This window comes from Microbacterium croceum, assembly GCF_023091245.1.
In the GTDB taxonomy this organism is placed as follows: Bacteria; Actinomycetota; Actinomycetes; order Actinomycetales; family Microbacteriaceae; genus Microbacterium; species Microbacterium croceum.
In genome coordinates, this window is sequence record NZ_JAHWXN010000002.1 from 317,033 (window position 1) to 334,883 (window position 17,851).

A 17,851-nucleotide genomic window follows, 5' to 3' on the forward strand; every position below is an offset into this window, starting at 1 on the left:
CGGCCGGCCTCTGTGCCGTGGCCATCTCGCGCCTCGTCCGGTCGGAGTCGGTACCCATCCTGATCGGCCTGCAGGGTGTCGCGCCCTGGGCGCTGCTGCCCGCCTATCCGCTGTTGGCGTTCGCCATCTGGAAGCGCCGCGTGGCACTCATCGTCGTGGCGGGCGCCCTGGTCGCGGCACAGCTCTTCTGGATGCTGGGCATGGTCGGATGGCGCGGGCCGCAAGGGCTGTCGCCCGGCGTGACGAAGGTCCGGCTCGTCTCCGCGAATGTGCTGTACGACAACCAACACCTCCCTGCGCTCGGTGACGATCTCGCCGGTGATCGAGCCGATGTCGTCGTGGTGCAGGAAGTCACCGACGACGTCCTCTCCGCGGTGCAGCAGTCCGCACTGTGGACCGACTATCCGTATCGCGCGCTCGCGCCGGCGCCGTTCTACCACGGCGCCGCGACGTTCTCGAAATACCCGATCTCGAATGCCCGGACGATCATGGTCGGCTCGTCGCCCATGCTGCTCACCGATCTGCAGACCTCGGGTGGCACGCTCCGATTGATCAACGTGCACACGGTCGCCCCGCTGACCACCGCAGACGCGCGGACGTGGGCGGATCAGTTCGCGGACCTTCACGGAGTCCTCGATGCCAGCCCGTACCCGATCGTGCTCGCCGGGGACTTCAACGCCACAATGGACCATGCTCCGCTCGACCGTCTGGTGCACGGAGACGTCCGTGATGCCTTCACCGTCGCCGGCTCCGGCTTCGGCACCACCTGGCCCCGCTGGTCCTGGCCGATGCCGTCCGTGATGCGACTCGACCATGTGCTGGTGAGGGGTGCGGTGGAGGTGGGGTCGGTGGTCGAACGCACCAGCATCGGAAGCGACCATCGGCGGCTCGTGGTCGAGTTGGGGCTACGCTGACGGCATGTGCGCGAGCTATGGACTCGATCCCCGTTTCTCCGATGCGGAGCTCCTCGCCGCGGCTGATGAGTCCGTGCTCGAGGGTCTTCGTCTCTGGGCGCAGGAGAATGCCGGCGAGACCGTGCGTCCTACCGGCAGGAATCTGCGCAATCTGAACCCGATCGTCGTGCAGCCCGAAGAAGCACCCACGCTCGAGACCGCCTGGTGGGGATTCCTGGTCGGAGGGGAACCGGCCAAGTTCCCCTCGATCAACACCCGCTCCGAGCGCCTGCAGGAGCGGCCCGGCGGTCTGCGCTCCCGCGCGCTCGTCCCGGCCACCAGCTGGTACGAGATGCAGAAGCCGTCCCGCCAGTGGCACCAGTTCCTCGTCGACGACGGCGCTCTGTTCGGCATGGCGGCCGTCACGCAGCGCGGCAAGACCAGCGACGGCAGCTGGTTCACCTGCTACTCGATCGTGATGCGGCCGGCACCCGCGCATCTCGCCGGTGTCCACGACCGCATGCCGGTGCTCATCCCCACCGCCTTCGCGCAGGAATGGCTGACCGCAGAGGGCGGACGTGACGTGATCGATGACGCCCTCCTCGCAGCCGCGAGCCTCGACGATCGCGTCGCCGCGGTGCCACGCGGCGATGATAAGAATGCAGATCGGCTGTTCTGAGGCATGGACGCGAAAGAGCTGACCTCGACGGCGGCGGCGCGCGCGGAAGAGCTGCCCGGTTCCGAACGTGAGAACCCGTTCGGCCCGGAGTGGGACGTGTACAAGGTGCGCGGCCGCGTGTTCCTGCTGCTGCCGGTCGACGGCACCGGCCGTGTCACGCTGAAGTCGCATCCCGACGACGCCGTCGCACTGCGCGAGACGTTCGCCGACATCGTGCCCGGCTATCACATGAACAAGAAGCACTGGATCACGCTGAACCCCGGCGCCTCGCTGGAAGAGGGGCTGGTGACCGAGCTCGTCACCGAGTCGTATCTGCTCGTGGTCGAGAAGCTCCCCCGAGCGCAACGCCCTGTCGACCCCGCCCTGTTCGGTCGCCGGGAGGAGTGAGCGGAGCGGATCGGCGACAGCTCAGATCCACCCCTTGTCCCGCGCCATCCGCGCCGCCTGCGCGCGGTTCTCCGTCGCCGTCTTGCCGATGGCCGACGACAGGTGGTTGCGCACTGTCCCCGCCGACAGGAAGACCTCCGCAGCGATCCGCGATATGGGCCGCCCATCGGCCGACAGCCGGAGCACCTGTTGCTCACGCTCACTCAGCGGATTCGCTCCCTCGAAGAGCGATGCCTCGGCGAGTGCGGGATCCACCACCCGCAGTCCCTGGTGCACACGGCGCACGGCATGCGCGAGATCGGTGGCAGGGGTGTCCTTGGCGATGAAGCCGCTCGCGCCGGCATCCAATGCCTGCCGCAGATATCCCGGCCGGGCGAACGTCGTCACCACGAGCACCCTGGTCTCGGGGCTCACCTCACGCACGAGACGGGTCGCGGCGATGCCGTCGACGCCGGGCATCTGGATGTCCATGAGGCAGACGTCGGGGCGGTCCGCGCGTGCGCGTTCCGCGGCCTGCGCCCCGTCGCCGGCCTCGGCGACGACGGTGAGGTCGTCCTCGAGCTCGAGCAGCGCGCCCATGGCACCGCGCACCAGCGCCTGATCATCGACGAGCAGCAGTCGGATCGGTTCGGTCACCAGGTCACACTCACTCTCGTGCCGCCGCTCGAGGTCTCGTCCACGGCCAGAACAGCACCTGCGGCGGCCGCCCGCTCCGACATCCCTCGCAGTCCGCTGCCTGCCGGGCCCCGCACACCGCGCCCGTCATCCTCGATCGCGACCTCGCCCGGCGCCATGGTGATGCGCACGTGCTGCGCACGGGCGTGCCGGAGGATGTTCGTGGTCGATTCCCGCACGATCCACCCCGCGGGCAGGGCCTGGGCAGGCGACAGCGCCGACGGGTCGCCCTCGACCCTCACCTGAAGACCTGCCGATTCCAGAGCGACCGTGCTCGCCTGGATCTGCTCCGACAGCGCAGCGCCCCGGATACCGGTCACCGTGCTGCGCACGCCGGCGATCGCCTCGCCCGTGAGGTGCACGATCTGCGCGAGCTCGGCCTTCGCCCGCTCCGGATCGGCGTCGACCAGCCGCTCGGCGAGTTCGGCTTTCAGCTTCACCGCCGTCAGCGTGTGCCCGAGCAGGTCGTGGACGTCACGGGCGATCGATGCGCGCTCGTCGCTGGTGGCGAGCTCCATCCGCACCTTGTCGGCGTCGACCGAACGACTGATCAGCCACGTGTTGACCGTGTTCACCACCGCGATCAGCACCACCACGACCAGCAGTTGGAAGTGCCCGTCCAGGCGCCCGCTGAACACGACGACACCGGCGGCGAGCGCGACGCCGCTGACGGTCGTCACCCAGTGCCACGCCCCGCGCAGCCCATAGCTGGCGTACGACATCAGGTACGGCAGGAAGCTGAGCGCCTGTGTCTCGATCGCCGGGATCGTCGCGATCGCACACGCGATCTGCACCCAGAACAGCGTGCGCACCACAGGGCGCGGCTTTCCCCAGGACGACCGCATCCCGACCACGAATCCGATGACATAGACGACGGCGAAGGCGATCAGCGCCGTCCAGCCGAGCACAACCCAGCCGACCGCTGCATCCGACCCCCTCAGCGACAGCACCGGGTAGACCAGGAAGACCATCCATACGACGGCCATCAACCAGCCCCAACGCTCCCAGGGGCCCGTGTGCGCGTCGGCCTCCGGCCGCTCGGTCGTCATCCGCTCAGCCTAACGACGCCGACGTGAGCGCAGCACGCCGAGGCGGACGAGGGCCGCGAACAGGATGGCCCAGACGGTGACGTTCAGGAGCACGACCCACAGGGGATCCGCGCCGCCGGCGACGAGCGTCCCGTCCGTGGCCGGCCACCGGACGAGGGCGACGTAGCCGTACATCGGAGTCCACTTCGCGATGTCGAGCATCGCGCCGTCCAGGGGGATGAAGACGTTGCCGAAGAACCCGAAGAACGTGATCGAGATCGAGGCGAGCGCGGCAGCCGAATCCGAGTTGAAGGCCAGACCGACGCCGAGACCGAACAGACCGAAGACGAGACCGAGCCCGAGCGTGATGCCGGCGGCAGCGAACCAGCGCCAGGCATCCTCCGCCTCGGCACCGGTGGCGAGACCCGCCGCATACACGAACACCACGGCGAGCGCGGCGAACGACACCGCAGCGAGCACCTTGGTCACGGCATATCCCGTGGTCGTCAGGGGCGTGAGAGCGAGCTGTCTCCCCCACCCTTGCCCGACCTCGGACGCCGCGAGGGAGCAGAGCGAGCTCATCGCGGTCGCGGTGCCGAACGCCCCCATCGAGACCATGACGTAGAACGAGACGTTCGCGTGACCGACGCTCTGCGACGCGTACGACATGCTCGCCCCGAACAGCAGGTACATCGCGACCGGCATCGCGAGCGTGAAGGCGAGGGTGTACGGGTTGCGGATCTGGCGCACGAGCTCCGTGCGGTACAGCGCCGGGGCGATGAGCGTGGTCATGACTGGTCCTCCGTGAGCGAGGTGAAGGCGGATTCGAGAGTCGGAGCGACGATCTCCAGATCGGTCGCGCCGAGTGAGAGGAGCCGTCCGGCGAGGATGTCGGATGCGGCGGTGCGGACGGTGAGCCGATCGGCATCCACCGACACCTCTCCGACCGCGGGATCCGTGCGGAGCTCGTCGACGAGTGCGGTGACGGAGGCGAGAGGCACCGTCGCAGACACGCTGCGGCCGCCGAGCGAGGCGCGCAGACGAGCAGTGGCGCCATCGGCCACCACCCGCCCGTGGTTCATCACGACCGTGCGCCGGGCGAACTGCTCGGCCTCCTCGAGGTAGTGCGTGGCGAAGAGGATCGTGCGACCGGCGTCGGCATCCGCGCGCATCGCCTCCCAGAATCGGCGGCGCGCCGTGACGTCCATCCCCGCGGTCGGCTCGTCGAGCACCAGCACGTCCGGATCCGGAAGCAATGCGAGCGCGAACTTCACCCGCTGCTTCTCGCCGCCGGAGCACTTGCCCACCCGGCGGCGGGAGATCGCCCCGAGGTCGGCACGATCGATCACCTCGGCGATGCGGCTGTGGGCGCCGTGCAGCCCCGCCACGACCGACACGGTCTCGCGCACGGTGAGGTCGGAGAGCAGTCCGCCCGTCTGCAGCACGGCCGCCAGTCGCCCAGCGGCGACCGCGTGACGGGGGTCTGTTCCCAGCACACGCGCGGTACCCTCGTCGGGTTCGGAGAGGCCGAGCAGCACGTCGACCGTGGTCGTCTTGCCCGCACCGTTCGGGCCGAGCAACGCGACGACCTCTCCCCGCTCGATGCGCAGGTCGACCCGGTCCACCGCGACGACACGGTTCGCGCCGTATCCGAACCGGCGGACGACGCCGGTCAGGTCGACGGCGGGGGCGTCGGAGTGCGGAGGTGCGGTCGCGGCGGTGGTGGGTTTGCTCATGCTTCCACTCAACCGCGCGCTCGCACGCGACGCCGGAGGCGGATGTCACACCCTCGGGATGACATCCGTCATGTCCTGCCATCGTGCTGGGGGTCCATCGGCAGGATGACCCTGAGGCCGAGGAACGGTACTCGGGGAGGACGCGCAGCCCCCCGCCTGCTCCGTAGCGTGGTGCACATGATCACAGCAGAGGGCCTCACGAAGAGGTTTGGAGACAAGACAGCCGTCCAGGACGTGTCGTTCACGATCCAGCCGGGCACCGTCACCGGATTCCTCGGGCCGAACGGTGCCGGGAAGTCCACCACGATGCGGATGATCGTGGGCCTCGACCGGCCGACGTCGGGCCGCGCGACCGTCGCAGGCACGGAATACCGCAAACTGCGCGCCCCGCTCAGCGAGGTCGGCGTGCTGCTCGATGCCAAGGCCGTGCACACCGGTCGCACCGCTCGCAACCACCTCCGTGCCATGGCGGCGACCCACGGCATCCCGGCCTCGCGCGTGGACGAGGTGATCGAGCTGGCAGGGATCAGCTCGGTCGCGCGCAAGCGCGCAGGCAAGTTCTCGCTCGGCATGGGCCAGCGCCTCGGTATCGCCTCGGCACTGCTCGGAGATCCGCACACGCTGATCCTCGACGAGCCGGTCAACGGCCTCGACCCCGAGGGCGTGCGCTGGGTGCGTCAGTTCGTGCGTCACGCCGCTTCGGAGGGCCGCACCGTGCTGCTGTCCAGCCACCTGATGAGCGAGATGGCGCAGACCGCCGATCACGTGATCGTGATGGGCCGCGGCCAGGTGCTCGCCGACGCCCCACTCGACGAGCTCGTGCGGGCATGGACGCGCAACACCGTGCGCGTGCGCACTCCCCGCGCTGCCGATCTCGCGGCAGCCGTCGGCGGCCCCGAGGTCGAGATCGTGAGCACCGCGCCCGATCTCCTCGACATCGTGGGACTGCCCGCCGCACGCATCGGTGACCTCGCCGCCGACCGCGGCATCCCGCTGCACGAACTCACCCCGACCACCGGTTCCCTCGAAGACGCGTACCTCGCGCTCACGGGCGACTCCGTCGAGTACCGGACCAAGGAGATCTCATGACCACCCAGGCCCCGCCTCTCACGCGTGCCCGCGTCGACTCCGCCCAGCGCCTCACCTTCCTCCGTGCCGTTCGCAGCGAGTGGATCAAGCTGGCCAGCGTCCGATCCACCTGGTGGTCGATCGGCATCACCGCCCTGCTCACCGTCGGCATCGCGGTGCTGATCGCCCAGGCCGTCGACATGCCGGGGTTCGAGCCGATCCAGGCGGTCGTCTCCCCGATCCAGTTCACGATGCTCCTCGCCGGCATCCTGGGCGCGATCGCGGTCACGGGCGAGTACTCGACCGGCATGATCCGCTCCACCCTCGCCGCCAACCCGGTGCGCGGCTCGGTGCTCACGGCCAAGGCGCTCGTGCTGGCCGCTTTCCTCTTCGTGTCCTCGCTCGTGATCTTCTTCGGTGCGGCACTCGCGGTATCGCTGGTGGTCGCCGCACGCGATCAGAGCATCGACTGGTCTGACGCCTCCGCGTCCTTCCTGCCGATCATCGTGGCCTCGTTCACGATGGCCGTCTTCGCGATCATCGGCGTCGCGTTCGGCTTCCTCCTGCGCTCCGGTGCGGGTGCGATCGCCGCGACCGTCGGTCTGCTGTTCGTGCTGCCGATCATGACCAACTTCTTCTCCTTCGCCGGGGAGAGCTGGAAGTGGGTCACGGAGGCGGCCGCCTACCTGCCGGCCTCCGCCGCGCAGAGCATCATCCTGCCCAGCGATGGCGCGATCGTCGATGTGCCCACCGGCTACCTCACGCTCGGATGCTGGGCCGTGGGCACCCTGCTCGCCGCGTGGGCCGTGCTGCGCACACGCGACGCGTAAAGTCAGGCAGGTGAGCAGAACGCGAAGCCGCAGCGCCTCGGTCCGTGAGGACGAGGAGCTGCGGCTTCCGCGTCCCCCTGGCATCCTCCGTCGGTTCTGGGCGCGGCATCCGCGCGTCGCGGACGTGCTGATCGCGCTCGTGTGCCTCTTCCTGTCGCTCACGCCGGCGATGCGGATCAGCTCTGATCTTCCCGGCGGGGTCTCGGTGATCCTTGCCGTGCTGCTGCCCGCCGCCGTGGTCTGCGCGTGCGTGACGCTGTTCTGGAGACGGCGTACGCCGCTCATCCCCTTCGTGGCCTCCTTCGCCGTCGAGGCTGCCTTCCTCTTCATCGACATGCCCGTCGGCACTCCGCTGATCCTCGCGACCTGCTACGCCCTCGCCGTGTACCGCTCGACCGCGTTCGCGTGGAAGGGCTTCGCGATCGCACTGGCCGCGCTGACCGCGTTCGCGGCGCTTCTCACCCTCACGGGCATGATCGGTCTGCAGATCGCCGCGAACGCGGTCGTCAGCGCTCTCGTGCTCGGTCTGATCGGCACGCTGATCGGCGTCAACGTCGGCGGCCGCAAACGGTACATTGCCGCCGTGATCGACCGCTCTCGACAGCTGCTCGTCGAGCGTGATCAGCAGGCGCAGCTCGCCGCGGCCGCCGAGCGCGCGCGCATCGCCCGCGAGATGCATGACATCGTGTCGCACTCGCTCACCGTGATCGTCGCACTCTCCGAGGGCGCCGCCGCCACCTCCGACCCGGCTCAGGCGCGCGCCGCATCGACGGCCGCCGCCGAGACGGCGCGGAGCGCCCTCGCCGAGATGCGATCCATGCTCGGTGTGCTCCACGCCGACGACGATTCCCTGCCCCTCGCCCCGCTCGAGGCGCCTTCTCCGCACGAGACCGTCGCGACCGCGCAGCGGGCGGGTTTCCCGGTGTCGCTGTCCGTGACCGGGACGGCTGCTCTGCCCGCGGCCGCTGCGCACGCCGTCTCGCGGACCGTGCAGGAGGGCGTCACGAACGCCATGCGCCATGCGCCATCGCTGACATCTGTCGTCGTGCGTCTCGTCTATGCGACGGAGGGAGTGACCGTGGAGGTGACGAACGACGGCGCTGCACCGTCGACCGAGACCCCCGGGTTCGGACTGCGCGGACTCTCGGAGCGCGTCACGCATGTGAACGGGAGCATCACGTACGGCCCGTCCGACGGCGGACGATGGGCGCTGCGCGCCGAGATCCCGACCGATGAGAGGGTGGAGAGACCATGACGACCGAACCGATCCGAGTACTCCTCGTCGACGACCAGCAGCTCATCCGCCTCGGCTTCCGGATGGTCCTGGAGGCCGAGGACGACATCATCGTGGTCGGCGAGGCCTCCGACGGCCGGGAGGCCATCGCCCAGGCGGGGGCGCTGGGACCGGACCTGGTGCTGATGGACATCCGGATGCCCGGACTGGACGGCATCGCCGCGACCGAGGCGATCGTGCGCGCGCATCCGCAGACCCGTGTGCTCATTCTCACGACCTTCGACCTCGACGAGTACGCCTTCGGGGCGATCCGTTCCGGAGCGAGCGGCTTCCTGTTGAAGGATGTGCAGCGCCACGAGATGCTCTCCGCGCTGCGAGCAGTTCACCGGGGCGACGCCGCACTGTCCCCGCGGATCACACGCGTGCTGCTGGAGCACGTGACGTCGTCGCTGCCGTCATCGGAACCGGGTGCCCCCGCCGACCTCGCCGCCGAGCTCACCGACCGTGAACGCGACGTCTTCCTGGCGATCGGCCGCGGACTCACCAACGCCGAGATCGCGCAGAGCCTGTTCGTGAGCGAGTCGACGGTGAAGACGCATGTGGGCCGGGTACTGGCGAAGCTCGGCGCGCGGGACCGCATCCACGCCGTCATCCTCGCGCATCGCCATGGTCTCGTCGACGAGGGGCCGCTGCCCGCGGAGGCGTAGACAGCCACCCGAGTCCTCGACCCGCGGTCCTGCGTTCATCCCCTGCCGCCGCCGTCGACTAACCTGCATCAGCACGCTGCAACGACCGGAGGGGGCCGCAGTGACGAGGCAGGAACAGGAAAACCGCGATACGACCGCCGCGCAGTCGGCCGCCCATGAAGGCGGAGCGGACGGCGGCGACCAGCAGCTCCGGCGCGCGCTGAGCAACCGTCACATCCAACTGCTCGCGATCGGCGGTGCGATCGGCACCGGCCTGTTCATGGGGAGCGGCAAGACCATCTCGGTCGCCGGCCCCTCCGTCATCTTCGTGTACATGATCATCGGCTTCATGCTGTTCTTCGTCATGCGGGCGATGGGCGAGCTGCTGCTGTCAAACCTCAAGTACAAGTCGTTCAGCGACTTCGCGAGCGACCTGCTCGGCCCCTGGGCGGGCTTCTTCACCGGGTGGACGTACTGGTTCTGCTGGGTGGTCACCGGCGTCGCCGACGTGATCGCTATCGCGGGCTACACGAACACGCTGATCCCGGGTATTCCGCTGTGGATCCCCGGGCTGGCGGTCATCCTGATCCTGCTCGCCCTGAATCTGCCCAGCGTCGCCGCGTTCGGCGAGATGGAGTTCTGGTTCGCGCTGATCAAGATCGTGGCGATCGTCGCGCTCATCATCACGGGTCTCGTGATGATCTTCACGAGATTCCAGCACGATGCCGGAACGGCCAGCTTCGCGAACCTGTGGAACCACGGCGGGATGTTCCCGCACGGCTTCATGGGGTTCGTCGCCGGATTCCAGATCGCGGTCTTCGCATTCGTCGGCATCGAGCTCGTCGGCACCGCGGCCGCCGAGACGAAGGATCCGACGCGCAATCTCCCCAAGGCGATCAATGCGATCCCGATCCGCATCCTGCTGTTCTACGTGGGCGCGCTGGTCGTGCTGATGGCGGTCACCCCGTGGACGGAATACGTCGCCGGAGAGAGCCCGTTCATCGCGATGTTCGCGCTGGCCGGCCTGGGCATCGCCGCCACGGTCGTGAACCTGGTGGTGCTCACCTCCGCCATGTCGAGCGCGAACTCCGGCATCTACTCGACCTCGCGCATGGTCTTCGGACTCGCGCAGGACGGCGACGCCCCACAGCTGTTCGGCCGGCTGTCGCGGCGCCGCGTGCCGCAGAACGCCCTGTTCCTCTCCTGCATCCTGCTGCTCTCGGGGGTCGTGCTCCTCTATGCGGGCAAGGACATCGGAACCGCCTTCGACATGGTCACCACCGTCTCGGCCGTGTGCTTCATGTTCGTGTGGACGATCTTCCTGCTCAGCTACATCGTGTACCGCCGGAAGCGTCGAGAGGAGGCAGCGCGCTCGACCTTCCGGATGCCGGGTGGCGTCGTGATGGTCTCCGTGGTGCTCGCGTTCTTCGTGTTCATCCTGTGGGCGCTGACCACACAGCCCGACACGCTCACCGCGCTGCTGGTGACGCCGATCTGGTTCGCCGTGTTGTGTGCGGCCTGGCTGTTCGTCCGGCGCTCGACCACCCACCTCGCCCGGCATGCGGCACACATCGCGTATCTGCGCGGCGACTCCGCGGCAGCGGACGGAACGGAAACGGCATGAGCTACCAAAGACCCGATACCGCGCAGCGCACGAGCGGACTGTCCCTCGTGTCCCTCCTCCTGGCGGTGCTGATCCCCGTGCTGGGGGTGATACTCGGCATCGTGGCACGCGTGCAGGCGAGACGCGCCGGAGCGCCGACCGTGATCGCCACCGTCGCCGTGGTCGTCGGCGCTGTTCTCAGCGCGATCTGGACGATCGGCATCGCGTTGGTGGTGTGGGGCGGCCTGACGCTGTTCACGCAGGAGGCTCCGTCGAGCGAGGCGTCCGAGATCCCCATTCCGGACTCGGCGAAGTCCGTGGTGCTGGAGCTGACGGCGGAACGCGATCTGGATGCCGAGACGCTGGCCGCCGCGCGCGCCGTCGTCGATCAGCACGCGACGCAGGCGGGCATGGCGGTGCTGGCGGTCAACGCATCCGACGGGGACTCCCTGGTCGTGTCGTTCGATGAGGACACGGCGGATGAGCTCATCGCCCAGTTCGGGCAGTCGCTCGCCTCACCCCCGGCGAACGGGTTCTCGCAGGTCCTCGCGGTGGTGCCCGGAGACGGCGGACAGGTCGACGGCATCGATGAGATGTCGCCGTCGTGCGCAGATCTGCCCTTCGGCAGCACGCGGTGGAACGAGCTCACGGTGGTGTGCGATGACACCGATGAGACGCAGTACCTCTTCGCGGACGGACCGCGTGTACCGGGCTCCGACATCGCCGAGGTCATCGTCTCCGGCGACATCCTGACAGTCGCGCTCTCCCCCGATGCGGCGGCAGAGTTCGAGGAGTGGACCGGACAGCTCGCCGCACAGGCGGATGGAGGCCGGATCGCCATCGTGGACACGAACGGGGTGTTGAGCGCACCGGTCGTGCAGGCCCCGATCGCCGGGGGCGAGTTCCAGATCTCCGGTGGCGGGCCGGACTTCGACGTGCAGGAGACCGCAGACCGCCTCCGGGTACTCGGCGCCGGTGTCACGTTCAGCGTGGCGGGCGCGAAGGCCGGCTGAGCGAGGAGTGGGCCCGGCGCGATGCCGGGCCCACTCGGTTCCTCGTCTCAGGCCTGAGCGGGAGTCCACTCCGAGACGCGGTTCAGCACCTGCACCTCATCGGCCGTCAGCTCGAGCCGGGCGCCGGCGAGCAGATCCGGCACCTGTTCCACCGTGCGTGCGCTCGCGATCGGTGCGGCGACCGTGGGCTGCGCACGGAGCCAGGCCAGCGACGTCGCCGCGATCGACGCACCATGGGCCTCGCCGATCTCCTCCAGTGCATCGATGATGCGGAGTCCGGCATCGGTCGCGTACGTGGCGGCGCCCTGCGCGCGCGGCGACGACTGCCCGGCGGCATCCGTGGAGCGGTACTTGCCCGTCAGGAACCCGCTCGCGAGCGAGTAGTAGGGAACAAGCCCGAGACCGAACTCCTCCGCCACCGGGATGATCGTCTCCTCGACCTCGTTACGGTGCACGAGGTTGTAGTGCGGCTGCACCGCGACCGGCACCGCGACCCCGGTCCGCTGCGCGATCTCGATCCACTCGCGGATGCGCGCGGCCGAGTAGTTCGAGACGGCGACGTGGCGCACCAGACCATCGGTCACGAGCTGCCCGAATGCCGCGACGGTCTCCTCGAGCGCAACCGTCTCGTCGTCGAAGTGCGCGTAGTACAGGTCGATCGCGTCGACGCCCAGACGTGCGAGCGACGCCTCTGCGGCCTTGCGCACGTTCGCACCTGCGAGTCCGCGGAACTCGGGGTGCTGGCTCACCTTGGTCGCGACGACGACGTTCTCGGGCTTCCGGGATGCCAGCCACTCCCCGATGATCGTCTCGCTCTCGCCACCGGAGTTGCCCGGCACCCACGCACTGTAGGAGTCGGCGGTGTCGATGAAATCGCCCCCGCCTGCCACGAAGGCATCGAGGACGGCGAAGGAGGTGTCACGGTCGGCCGTCCAACCGAACACGTTGCCGCCGAGCGAGAGCGGGAAGACGTCAAGATCACTGGTTCCGATACGAGTCATGATCGTCACAACGGGGTGCGGCCAGGCCGCATTCCCCGATGACGGCATGTTGCAGAGGACCCCTAGAGCTTCCACAGCGAGAGCATCTGCCAGCCCTCCGGCACCTGCGCCTCGAGGGCGGCCATGTCATCGGCCTGGATCTCGGTGACGCCGTCGCGGCGAGCGAACTTGCCCTCGACGACGCGGATGCCGCCGGGCTTCATCTCGACGTGGGCGGAGACCATGTCCCATCCCTCGGGAACCTGGCTCAGGAGCTCCGCCCGCAACTCCGGGATCTCGATTCCCTCGACGGTTGCCGTACGAGATTCAACAGGACGGATCAGAGCGGCGAGCATGACTCCAGCCTACGAGTGATCCTGGCCGGGCGGCACCGGCACAGAGCGAGCATGATGATGTGAGAGCCGACTACGGGACTCGAACCCGTAACCCCCGTATTACAAGTACGGTGCGCTACCAATTGCGCCAAGTCGGCGGGTGCCACCAGCTTAGCGATGGTGGCGGGCCAGCTCGAATCCCTACTTCGCGGGAGTCTCGGTCGGCGTGGCCGTGGGTGCAGGGGTCGGGGTGGCCGTTTCGTAGTACGCGTCGCTGGCGACGGTCAGCACGAACTGCGAGAACTCGGACGGGTCGTCGAGCGCTCCGACGTAGGCCTCACCGTTGGCGACGATCATCGGCGCCGACGTGAGCACGAGGTCGTCGGAACCGGCGAGCGGCCCATCCAACGCACGGGTCGTCGCTTCCTTCGCCCAGCTCACGAAGTCCGCGTCCTCGATGCAGGAGCGCACGGCCTTGGGGTTGTCCACTCCGACCGCTCCCGCCACATCGGCCAACTCGACATCGGAGAGGCCGTCGCTGCCGACCTTGGGCTGGTCGTCGAGAAGATCGTGGTTGAACGCGTAGAACTGCTCAGGAGAGTGGGTGGCCACGCACGCGGCGGCAGCAGCCGCGCGGAGGGAGTACTTGGTGCCGTTGGAGCTGGCGGTGAGCAGCGCGACCGGGTGGTAGCTGACTGTGACGGCCCCCTCAGTGATCCAGTTCGCGAGCTGACGCGCGTTCGCGCGCTCGAACTCACCGGCATCCGGGGAAAGGTAGTCGACATAGATGTGGATGTCGACGCGCTCGGAGGCGGTGGGCTCCGGCGTCGGAGTCTCTTCGGCGCCGGCATCCGAGGCGTCCGGAGTCGGGGTCGCGAGCGCGTCGCCGTTGGACGCACTGGGAACGAGGTTGGTGACGATCACTCCGTCGCCGTCCATGCCGGTGGGCGAGAGCTGCGGCTTGGACACCTGGGCCGAGACCGCAAGGGTCACGGCCGTGCCGATAGCACCCACGGCGACGACAGCGATCGCGCCGATGATGATCCGTCGCATGAGACGCGCCCTGGACTGCTGGGCGTGGACCTGCTGTGCCTTCTCCCGCACAGCCTCGCGGGAATTGCGAGGCGTGGGGACGTTCGGCGTTTCGTCGCTCGACATCGTTCCTCTTGAGTCTCAGGGGGGCAGGGTGGCCCCGATCGTCGCTGCGACGACGATCGCCGCGTCAAGCGGCCGTGTTCGATGTTAACCAGTGAGGCTGAGAAATACCCAGGTGCCGCTGTCCATGTCATACTGATCACGACCCAGAGTCGGGTCACGGCGGGTCACTCCGCCGCTTCCATCACAACGGATCGTCCGGCACGTACCTGCCGGTGAAGGAGAACCACCATGGCATCTGTCACTTTCGATGACGCCACCCGCCTGTACCCCGGCGGAACCCGTCCGGCCGTCGACAAGCTGAACCTCGAGGTCGGAGATGGCGAGTTCCTCGTCCTCGTCGGTCCGTCCGGTTGCGGTAAGTCCACGTCGCTGCGCATGCTCGCCGGTCTCGAAGAGGTCAACGCCGGCCGCATCCTCATCGGCGACCGCGACGTCACCGATGTCCCCCCGAAGGATCGCGACATCGCGATGGTCTTCCAGAACTACGCGCTGTACCCGCACATGACCGTCGCCGAGAACATGGGCTTCGCGCTCAAGATCGCCGGCGTCGGCAAGGAGGAGCGCGCCGCTCGTGTCCTCGAGGCCGCCAAGCTCCTCGACCTCGAGCCCTACCTGACCCGCAAGCCGAAGGCCCTCTCGGGTGGTCAGCGTCAGCGTGTCGCCATGGGCCGCGCGATCGTGCGTCAGCCGCAGGTCTTCCTCATGGATGAGCCGCTGTCGAACCTCGACGCCAAGCTCCGCGTCCAGACCCGCACGCAGATCGCGTCGCTGCAGCGTCGTCTCGGCGTCACCACGGTCTACGTGACCCACGACCAGACCGAGGCTCTGACCATGGGCGACCGCATCGCGGTCCTCAAGGACGGCCTGCTCCAGCAGGTCGGCTCGCCGCGCGACCTGTACGAGAAGCCGAACAACGTGTTCGTGGCCGGCTTCATCGGCTCGCCCGCCATGAACCTGTTCCCCGCCGACCTCGCCGACGGCGGCATCCGGTTCGGCTCTGAGATCGTTCCGCTCGACCGCGACACGGTCGGTCGCGCGAACGGCAGCCAGGTCACGGTCGGCGTGCGCCCCGAGGACATCACGGTCGGTCCGGCCGACGGCAAGGGCCTCGCGGTCACCGTCGACCTCGTCGAAGAGCTCGGCGCCGACGGTTACCTCTACGGTCACACCGAGATCAACGGCAAGCGCAGCGACATCGTCGCCCGCGTCGACGGTCGCAACCACCCGAACGCCGGCGAGACGGTCACCCTGGCCGCGAACCCGGGCCACGTGCACGCGTTCGACATCGAGTCCGGCGCACGTCTGAACGACAAGCCGGTCGTCTCCGCCTGATCGGTTCCACAGACGCGGCGCAGGCTGACTTCGGTCGCCTGCGCCGCGTCTCTTTTCGCCCACTCATCTCTCCGGGAGCGCCATGCAGGATTCGCTGCGGATCACCGCCAGCACGATCGATCCAGGACTGCTCTCCCTCCCCTGGTCCACGACGCTCGCAAAGTGGCCGTCCGAACACATCGTGTCCCTCCCCAAAGGCCTCTCGCGTCACCTGGTGCGGTTCGCCGATCTCTCCGGCCGCGTGATCGCCGTGAAGGAGACCACGGCAGAGATGGCGCAGCGGGAGTACGACATGCTCGGCAACCTGGCCCGCCTCGATGTGCCCTGCGTCGATCGCGTCGCGGTGATCGCCGGACGCACGGATGCCGACGGCGAAGCGCTCCCCGCCGCCCTGGTCACGGCGCACCTGCGCTTCTCGATGCCGTACCGTGCGCTGTTCACCCGCGTGCTGCGCCCCGACACCGCCAACCGGCTCGTCGACGCCCTCGCCCTGCTGCTCGTGCGGTTGCATAACGTGGGCTTCTACTGGGGCGACGTCTCGCTGTCGAACACCCTGTTCCGTCGTGACGCGGGCGCCTTCGCCGCCTACCTGGTCGATGCCGAGACCGGCGAGCTGCATGAGGAGGGGCTGACCGACGGGCAGCGCGCCTACGATCTCGACCTCGCCCGCACGAACATCGCCGGGGAGATCATGGACCTCGCCGCCGGCGGACGGCTGGAGCACGGCGTCGATGCGATCGCGATCGCCGACGGCATCGTCTCGTCGTACCGCTCGCTGTGGGCCGAGCTCACCGCCCAGGAGTCGTTCTCGTCCGCCGAGACCTGGCGGATCACCGAGCGCGTCGAACGTCTGAACGCCCTCGGCTTCGACATCGACGAGATGTCCATGTCGACCACGGCCGACGGTACCGTCGTCGAGATCCAGCCCAAGGTCGTGGATGCCGGCCATCACCAGCGCCGCCTCATCCGCCTGACGGGACTGGATGTCGAGGAGAACCAGGCCCGGCGTCTGCTGAACGACCTCGACGAGTTCCGCGCGCGCTCGACCAAGCAGTGGGCCGACGAGGAGATGTACGCGCACGAGTGGCTCACGCGCGTGTTCGAGCCGGTGGTCCGCGCCATCCCCTACGAGCTGCGGGCCAAGCTGGAGCCGGCGGAGGTCTTCCACCAGGTACTGGAGCACCGGTGGTACCTGTCACAGGCGCATGGGCGCTCGGTGCCGCTCGCCGAGGTGCTCACGAGCTACATCAACGAGGTGCTGCGCCATCGCCGCGACGAGGCCACCATCATGGGACCGCCGACCGAGACCATGAGCCTGCCCGTGATCACCGGTGCGACACCGGTCGCGGATGACGACGACGAGGTCGACTGGCGCGACCTCGTCTGAGCGCGGCATGCCGCGGGTTGCGCGCTGAGCGCCGAGTGCACGGGTTTCCACCGAGTGCACGGCGTCCGTGTGTCGGCACCCCGTGCACTCGGCACGATCCCGTGCAGTGGGCATCCGACGGAACGCGCGCCCACCGCAGCGAGGCTCAGTAGCCGACCGTGAAGCGCTCGCGGTGGTGGTTGCCCTGCTCGATCTCGTCGACCACCGCGACAGCGAAGTCGGCGCCGGAGATGTACGACTTGCCCTCGTCGTCACGCACGAGCACGTCGCCGCCGTCGCGGTAGTGGCCGGTGCGCTCGCCCTCGGCCCACGGACCGAACACCTCTGCCGGGTGCACGAAGAACCAGTCGAGACCGGCATCCGTGCCCTCGAGCAGAGCGAGCGAGTCGATGCCGACCTGCGCCTCGTGCTTGTACTCCTCGGGAAAGTCCAGGTCGAACAGGCGAGGGCCACCTGGGGCGACGAGGCTGCCGCCGGCACCGCCGATCACACCGAGGCGCGTCTCGGTGCCGGTGAGCCGGGCGGCGAGGTCGCCCAGCGCCTCGAGCACCCTGTTCTCCATGTCGCCACGGGGCGACAGCGCGGAGACGACAGCGTCCGCGCCATCGAAGGCCTGCGCGAGCGAGTCGAGATCCAGCGCCGAGCCCTGCAGGTAGACGGCTCCGGCGACCGGATCCTTCGGCTCGGACCGGGAGAGGGCGATCACCCCATGACCCCGTGACACCGCCTCCGAGACGATGTGACGACCGGCGTAGCCGGTTCCTCCGAGGACGACGATGCGAGCCATGCGGTTACTCCTCTGTTCAGACGTGCGGCGGTTCAGATCA

19 protein-coding genes and 1 tRNA gene are annotated in these 17,851 nt (G+C 68.7%); 11 read left to right on the plus strand and 9 right to left on the minus strand.

What is annotated here, in order from left to right; translation table 11 throughout:
* The first annotated feature begins 17 nt into the window (after positions 1-17).
* The 3 genes from KZC51_RS15535 to KZC51_RS15545 are packed head-to-tail and all read left to right on the plus strand — an operon-like array spanning position 18 to position 1,959.
* Entirely contained in the window at positions 18-914 is an 897-nt protein-coding gene (locus KZC51_RS15535) for an endonuclease/exonuclease/phosphatase family protein (RefSeq protein WP_247630933.1), read from the plus strand.
* A 4-nt stretch (positions 915-918) separates the two neighbouring features.
* Positions 919-1,572 carry an SOS response-associated peptidase family protein gene (locus tag KZC51_RS15540; RefSeq protein ID WP_247630934.1) on the plus strand — a complete coding sequence of 218 codons (654 nt, stop codon included), beginning with the start codon at positions 919-921 and terminating at the stop codon, positions 1,570-1,572.
* Positions 1,573-1,575: 3 nt separating this feature from the next.
* Positions 1,576-1,959, plus strand: a complete 384-nt coding sequence (locus KZC51_RS15545; protein WP_247630935.1) for an MmcQ/YjbR family DNA-binding protein — start codon at positions 1,576-1,578, stop codon at positions 1,957-1,959.
* A gap of 21 nt (positions 1,960-1,980) precedes the next feature.
* Here the strand turns inward: KZC51_RS15545 and KZC51_RS15550 are convergent, their stop codons facing one another.
* The 4 genes from KZC51_RS15550 to KZC51_RS15565 are packed head-to-tail and all read right to left on the minus strand — an operon-like array spanning position 1,981 to position 5,398.
* On the minus strand, positions 1,981-2,595 hold the full coding sequence (locus KZC51_RS15550) for a response regulator (RefSeq protein ID WP_308194313.1): 615 nt from the start codon (positions 2,593-2,595) through the stop codon (positions 1,981-1,983).
* Positions 2,592-3,683 carry a sensor histidine kinase gene (locus KZC51_RS15555; RefSeq protein WP_247630936.1) on the minus strand — a complete coding sequence of 364 codons (1,092 nt, stop codon included), beginning with the start codon at positions 3,681-3,683 and terminating at the stop codon, positions 2,592-2,594. The genes KZC51_RS15550 and KZC51_RS15555 overlap by 4 nt, the downstream gene beginning before the upstream one ends.
* A 9-nt stretch (positions 3,684-3,692) precedes the next feature.
* Positions 3,693-4,454, minus strand: a complete 762-nt coding sequence (locus KZC51_RS15560) for an ABC transporter permease (RefSeq protein WP_247630937.1) — start codon at positions 4,452-4,454, stop codon at positions 3,693-3,695.
* Positions 4,451-5,398 carry an ABC transporter ATP-binding protein gene (locus KZC51_RS15565; RefSeq protein WP_247630938.1) on the minus strand — a complete coding sequence of 316 codons (948 nt, stop codon included), beginning with the start codon at positions 5,396-5,398 and terminating at the stop codon, positions 4,451-4,453. The genes KZC51_RS15560 and KZC51_RS15565 overlap by 4 nt, the downstream gene beginning before the upstream one ends.
* Positions 5,399-5,575: 177 nt before the next feature.
* Between KZC51_RS15565 and KZC51_RS15570 the strand changes: the two genes are divergently transcribed.
* From KZC51_RS15570 to KZC51_RS15595, 6 genes are all read left to right on the plus strand, one after another.
* Positions 5,576-6,487, plus strand: a complete 912-nt coding sequence (locus KZC51_RS15570; RefSeq protein WP_247630939.1) for an ABC transporter ATP-binding protein — start codon at positions 5,576-5,578, stop codon at positions 6,485-6,487.
* Complete coding sequence (locus KZC51_RS15575) at positions 6,484-7,296, plus strand: ABC transporter permease (RefSeq protein ID WP_247630940.1); 813 nt, start codon at positions 6,484-6,486, stop codon at positions 7,294-7,296. The genes KZC51_RS15570 and KZC51_RS15575 overlap by 4 nt, the downstream gene beginning before the upstream one ends.
* Positions 7,297-7,306: 10 nt before the next feature.
* Positions 7,307-8,551, plus strand: a complete 1,245-nt coding sequence (locus KZC51_RS15580) for a sensor histidine kinase (protein ID WP_247630941.1) — start codon at positions 7,307-7,309, stop codon at positions 8,549-8,551.
* Positions 8,548-9,237 (plus strand): response regulator, encoded by a 690-nt coding sequence (locus tag KZC51_RS15585; protein ID WP_247630942.1) that lies wholly within the window; start codon positions 8,548-8,550, stop codon positions 9,235-9,237. The genes KZC51_RS15580 and KZC51_RS15585 overlap by 4 nt, the downstream gene beginning before the upstream one ends.
* Before the next feature lie 100 nt (positions 9,238-9,337).
* Entirely contained in the window at positions 9,338-10,840 is a 1,503-nt protein-coding gene (gene cycA / locus KZC51_RS15590) for a D-serine/D-alanine/glycine transporter (protein WP_308194314.1), read from the plus strand.
* The gene (locus KZC51_RS15595; protein ID WP_247630943.1) at positions 10,837-11,832 is read left to right on the plus strand and encodes a SecDF P1 head subdomain-containing protein; all 996 of its coding nucleotides are present in this window, start codon (positions 10,837-10,839) and stop codon (positions 11,830-11,832) included. Before cycA ends, KZC51_RS15595 begins: the two co-directional genes overlap by 4 nt.
* Positions 11,833-11,879: 47 nt before the next feature.
* Here the strand turns inward: KZC51_RS15595 and KZC51_RS15600 are convergent, their stop codons facing one another.
* The 4 genes from KZC51_RS15600 to KZC51_RS15615 all read right to left on the minus strand — a co-directional run bounded on the left by KZC51_RS15600 (position 11,880) and on the right by KZC51_RS15615 (position 14,305).
* Positions 11,880-12,833, minus strand: a complete 954-nt coding sequence (locus KZC51_RS15600; RefSeq protein ID WP_247630944.1) for an aldo/keto reductase — start codon at positions 12,831-12,833, stop codon at positions 11,880-11,882.
* Positions 12,834-12,895: 62 nt separating this feature from the next.
* Positions 12,896-13,168 carry a hypothetical protein gene (locus KZC51_RS15605; RefSeq protein WP_247630945.1) on the minus strand — a complete coding sequence of 91 codons (273 nt, stop codon included), beginning with the start codon at positions 13,166-13,168 and terminating at the stop codon, positions 12,896-12,898.
* Positions 13,169-13,232: 64 nt separating this feature from the next.
* Positions 13,233-13,305, minus strand: a tRNA-Thr gene (locus KZC51_RS15610).
* A 43-nt stretch (positions 13,306-13,348) separates the two neighbouring features.
* Positions 13,349-14,305, minus strand: coding sequence for a DsbA family protein (locus tag KZC51_RS15615; protein ID WP_247630946.1), 957 nt, complete (start codon positions 14,303-14,305; stop codon positions 13,349-13,351).
* 228 nt (positions 14,306-14,533) lie between these two features.
* On the opposite strand from KZC51_RS15615, the gene KZC51_RS15620 reads away from it, so the two are divergent.
* A complete protein-coding gene (locus tag KZC51_RS15620) occupies positions 14,534-15,637 on the plus strand; it encodes an ABC transporter ATP-binding protein (RefSeq protein ID WP_247630947.1) in 1,104 nt (367 codons plus the stop codon).
* A gap of 82 nt (positions 15,638-15,719) precedes the next feature.
* Complete coding sequence (locus KZC51_RS15625) at positions 15,720-17,024, plus strand: DUF4032 domain-containing protein (protein WP_247630948.1); 1,305 nt, start codon at positions 15,720-15,722, stop codon at positions 17,022-17,024.
* Positions 17,025-17,169: 145 nt separating this feature from the next.
* Here KZC51_RS15625 and KZC51_RS15630 read toward each other — a convergent pair whose 3' ends face one another.
* Entirely contained in the window at positions 17,170-17,811 is a 642-nt protein-coding gene (locus KZC51_RS15630) for an NAD(P)-dependent oxidoreductase (protein WP_247630949.1), read from the minus strand.
* Positions 17,812-17,851 lie beyond the last annotated feature (40 nt).

Excerpts from the sequence above, each read along its gene's own strand:
- KZC51_RS15540 (WP_247630934.1), top strand. The coding sequence starts at position 919 with ATGTGCGCGAGCTATGGACTCGATCCCCGTTTCTCCGATGCGGAGCTC.
- KZC51_RS15545 (WP_247630935.1), top strand. The coding sequence starts at position 1,576 with ATGGACGCGAAAGAGCTGACCTCGACGGCGGCGGCGCGCGCGGAAGAG.
- KZC51_RS15555 (WP_247630936.1), bottom strand. The coding sequence starts at position 3,683 with ATGACGACCGAGCGGCCGGAGGCCGACGCGCACACGGGCCCCTGGGAG.
- KZC51_RS15560 (WP_247630937.1), bottom strand. The coding sequence starts at position 4,454 with ATGACCACGCTCATCGCCCCGGCGCTGTACCGCACGGAGCTCGTGCGC.
- KZC51_RS15565 (WP_247630938.1), bottom strand. The coding sequence starts at position 5,398 with ATGAGCAAACCCACCACCGCCGCGACCGCACCTCCGCACTCCGACGCC.
- KZC51_RS15570 (WP_247630939.1), top strand. The coding sequence starts at position 5,576 with ATGATCACAGCAGAGGGCCTCACGAAGAGGTTTGGAGACAAGACAGCC.
- KZC51_RS15575 (WP_247630940.1), top strand. The coding sequence starts at position 6,484 with ATGACCACCCAGGCCCCGCCTCTCACGCGTGCCCGCGTCGACTCCGCC.
- KZC51_RS15585 (WP_247630942.1), top strand. The coding sequence starts at position 8,548 with ATGACGACCGAACCGATCCGAGTACTCCTCGTCGACGACCAGCAGCTC.
- KZC51_RS15595 (WP_247630943.1), top strand. The coding sequence starts at position 10,837 with ATGAGCTACCAAAGACCCGATACCGCGCAGCGCACGAGCGGACTGTCC.
- KZC51_RS15600 (WP_247630944.1), bottom strand. The coding sequence starts at position 12,833 with ATGACTCGTATCGGAACCAGTGATCTTGACGTCTTCCCGCTCTCGCTC.
- KZC51_RS15605 (WP_247630945.1), bottom strand. The coding sequence starts at position 13,168 with ATGCTCGCCGCTCTGATCCGTCCTGTTGAATCTCGTACGGCAACCGTC.
- KZC51_RS15615 (WP_247630946.1), bottom strand. The coding sequence starts at position 14,305 with ATGTCGAGCGACGAAACGCCGAACGTCCCCACGCCTCGCAATTCCCGC.
- KZC51_RS15620 (WP_247630947.1), top strand. The coding sequence starts at position 14,534 with ATGGCATCTGTCACTTTCGATGACGCCACCCGCCTGTACCCCGGCGGA.
- KZC51_RS15625 (WP_247630948.1), top strand. The coding sequence starts at position 15,720 with ATGCAGGATTCGCTGCGGATCACCGCCAGCACGATCGATCCAGGACTG.
- KZC51_RS15630 (WP_247630949.1), bottom strand. The coding sequence starts at position 17,811 with ATGGCTCGCATCGTCGTCCTCGGAGGAACCGGCTACGCCGGTCGTCAC.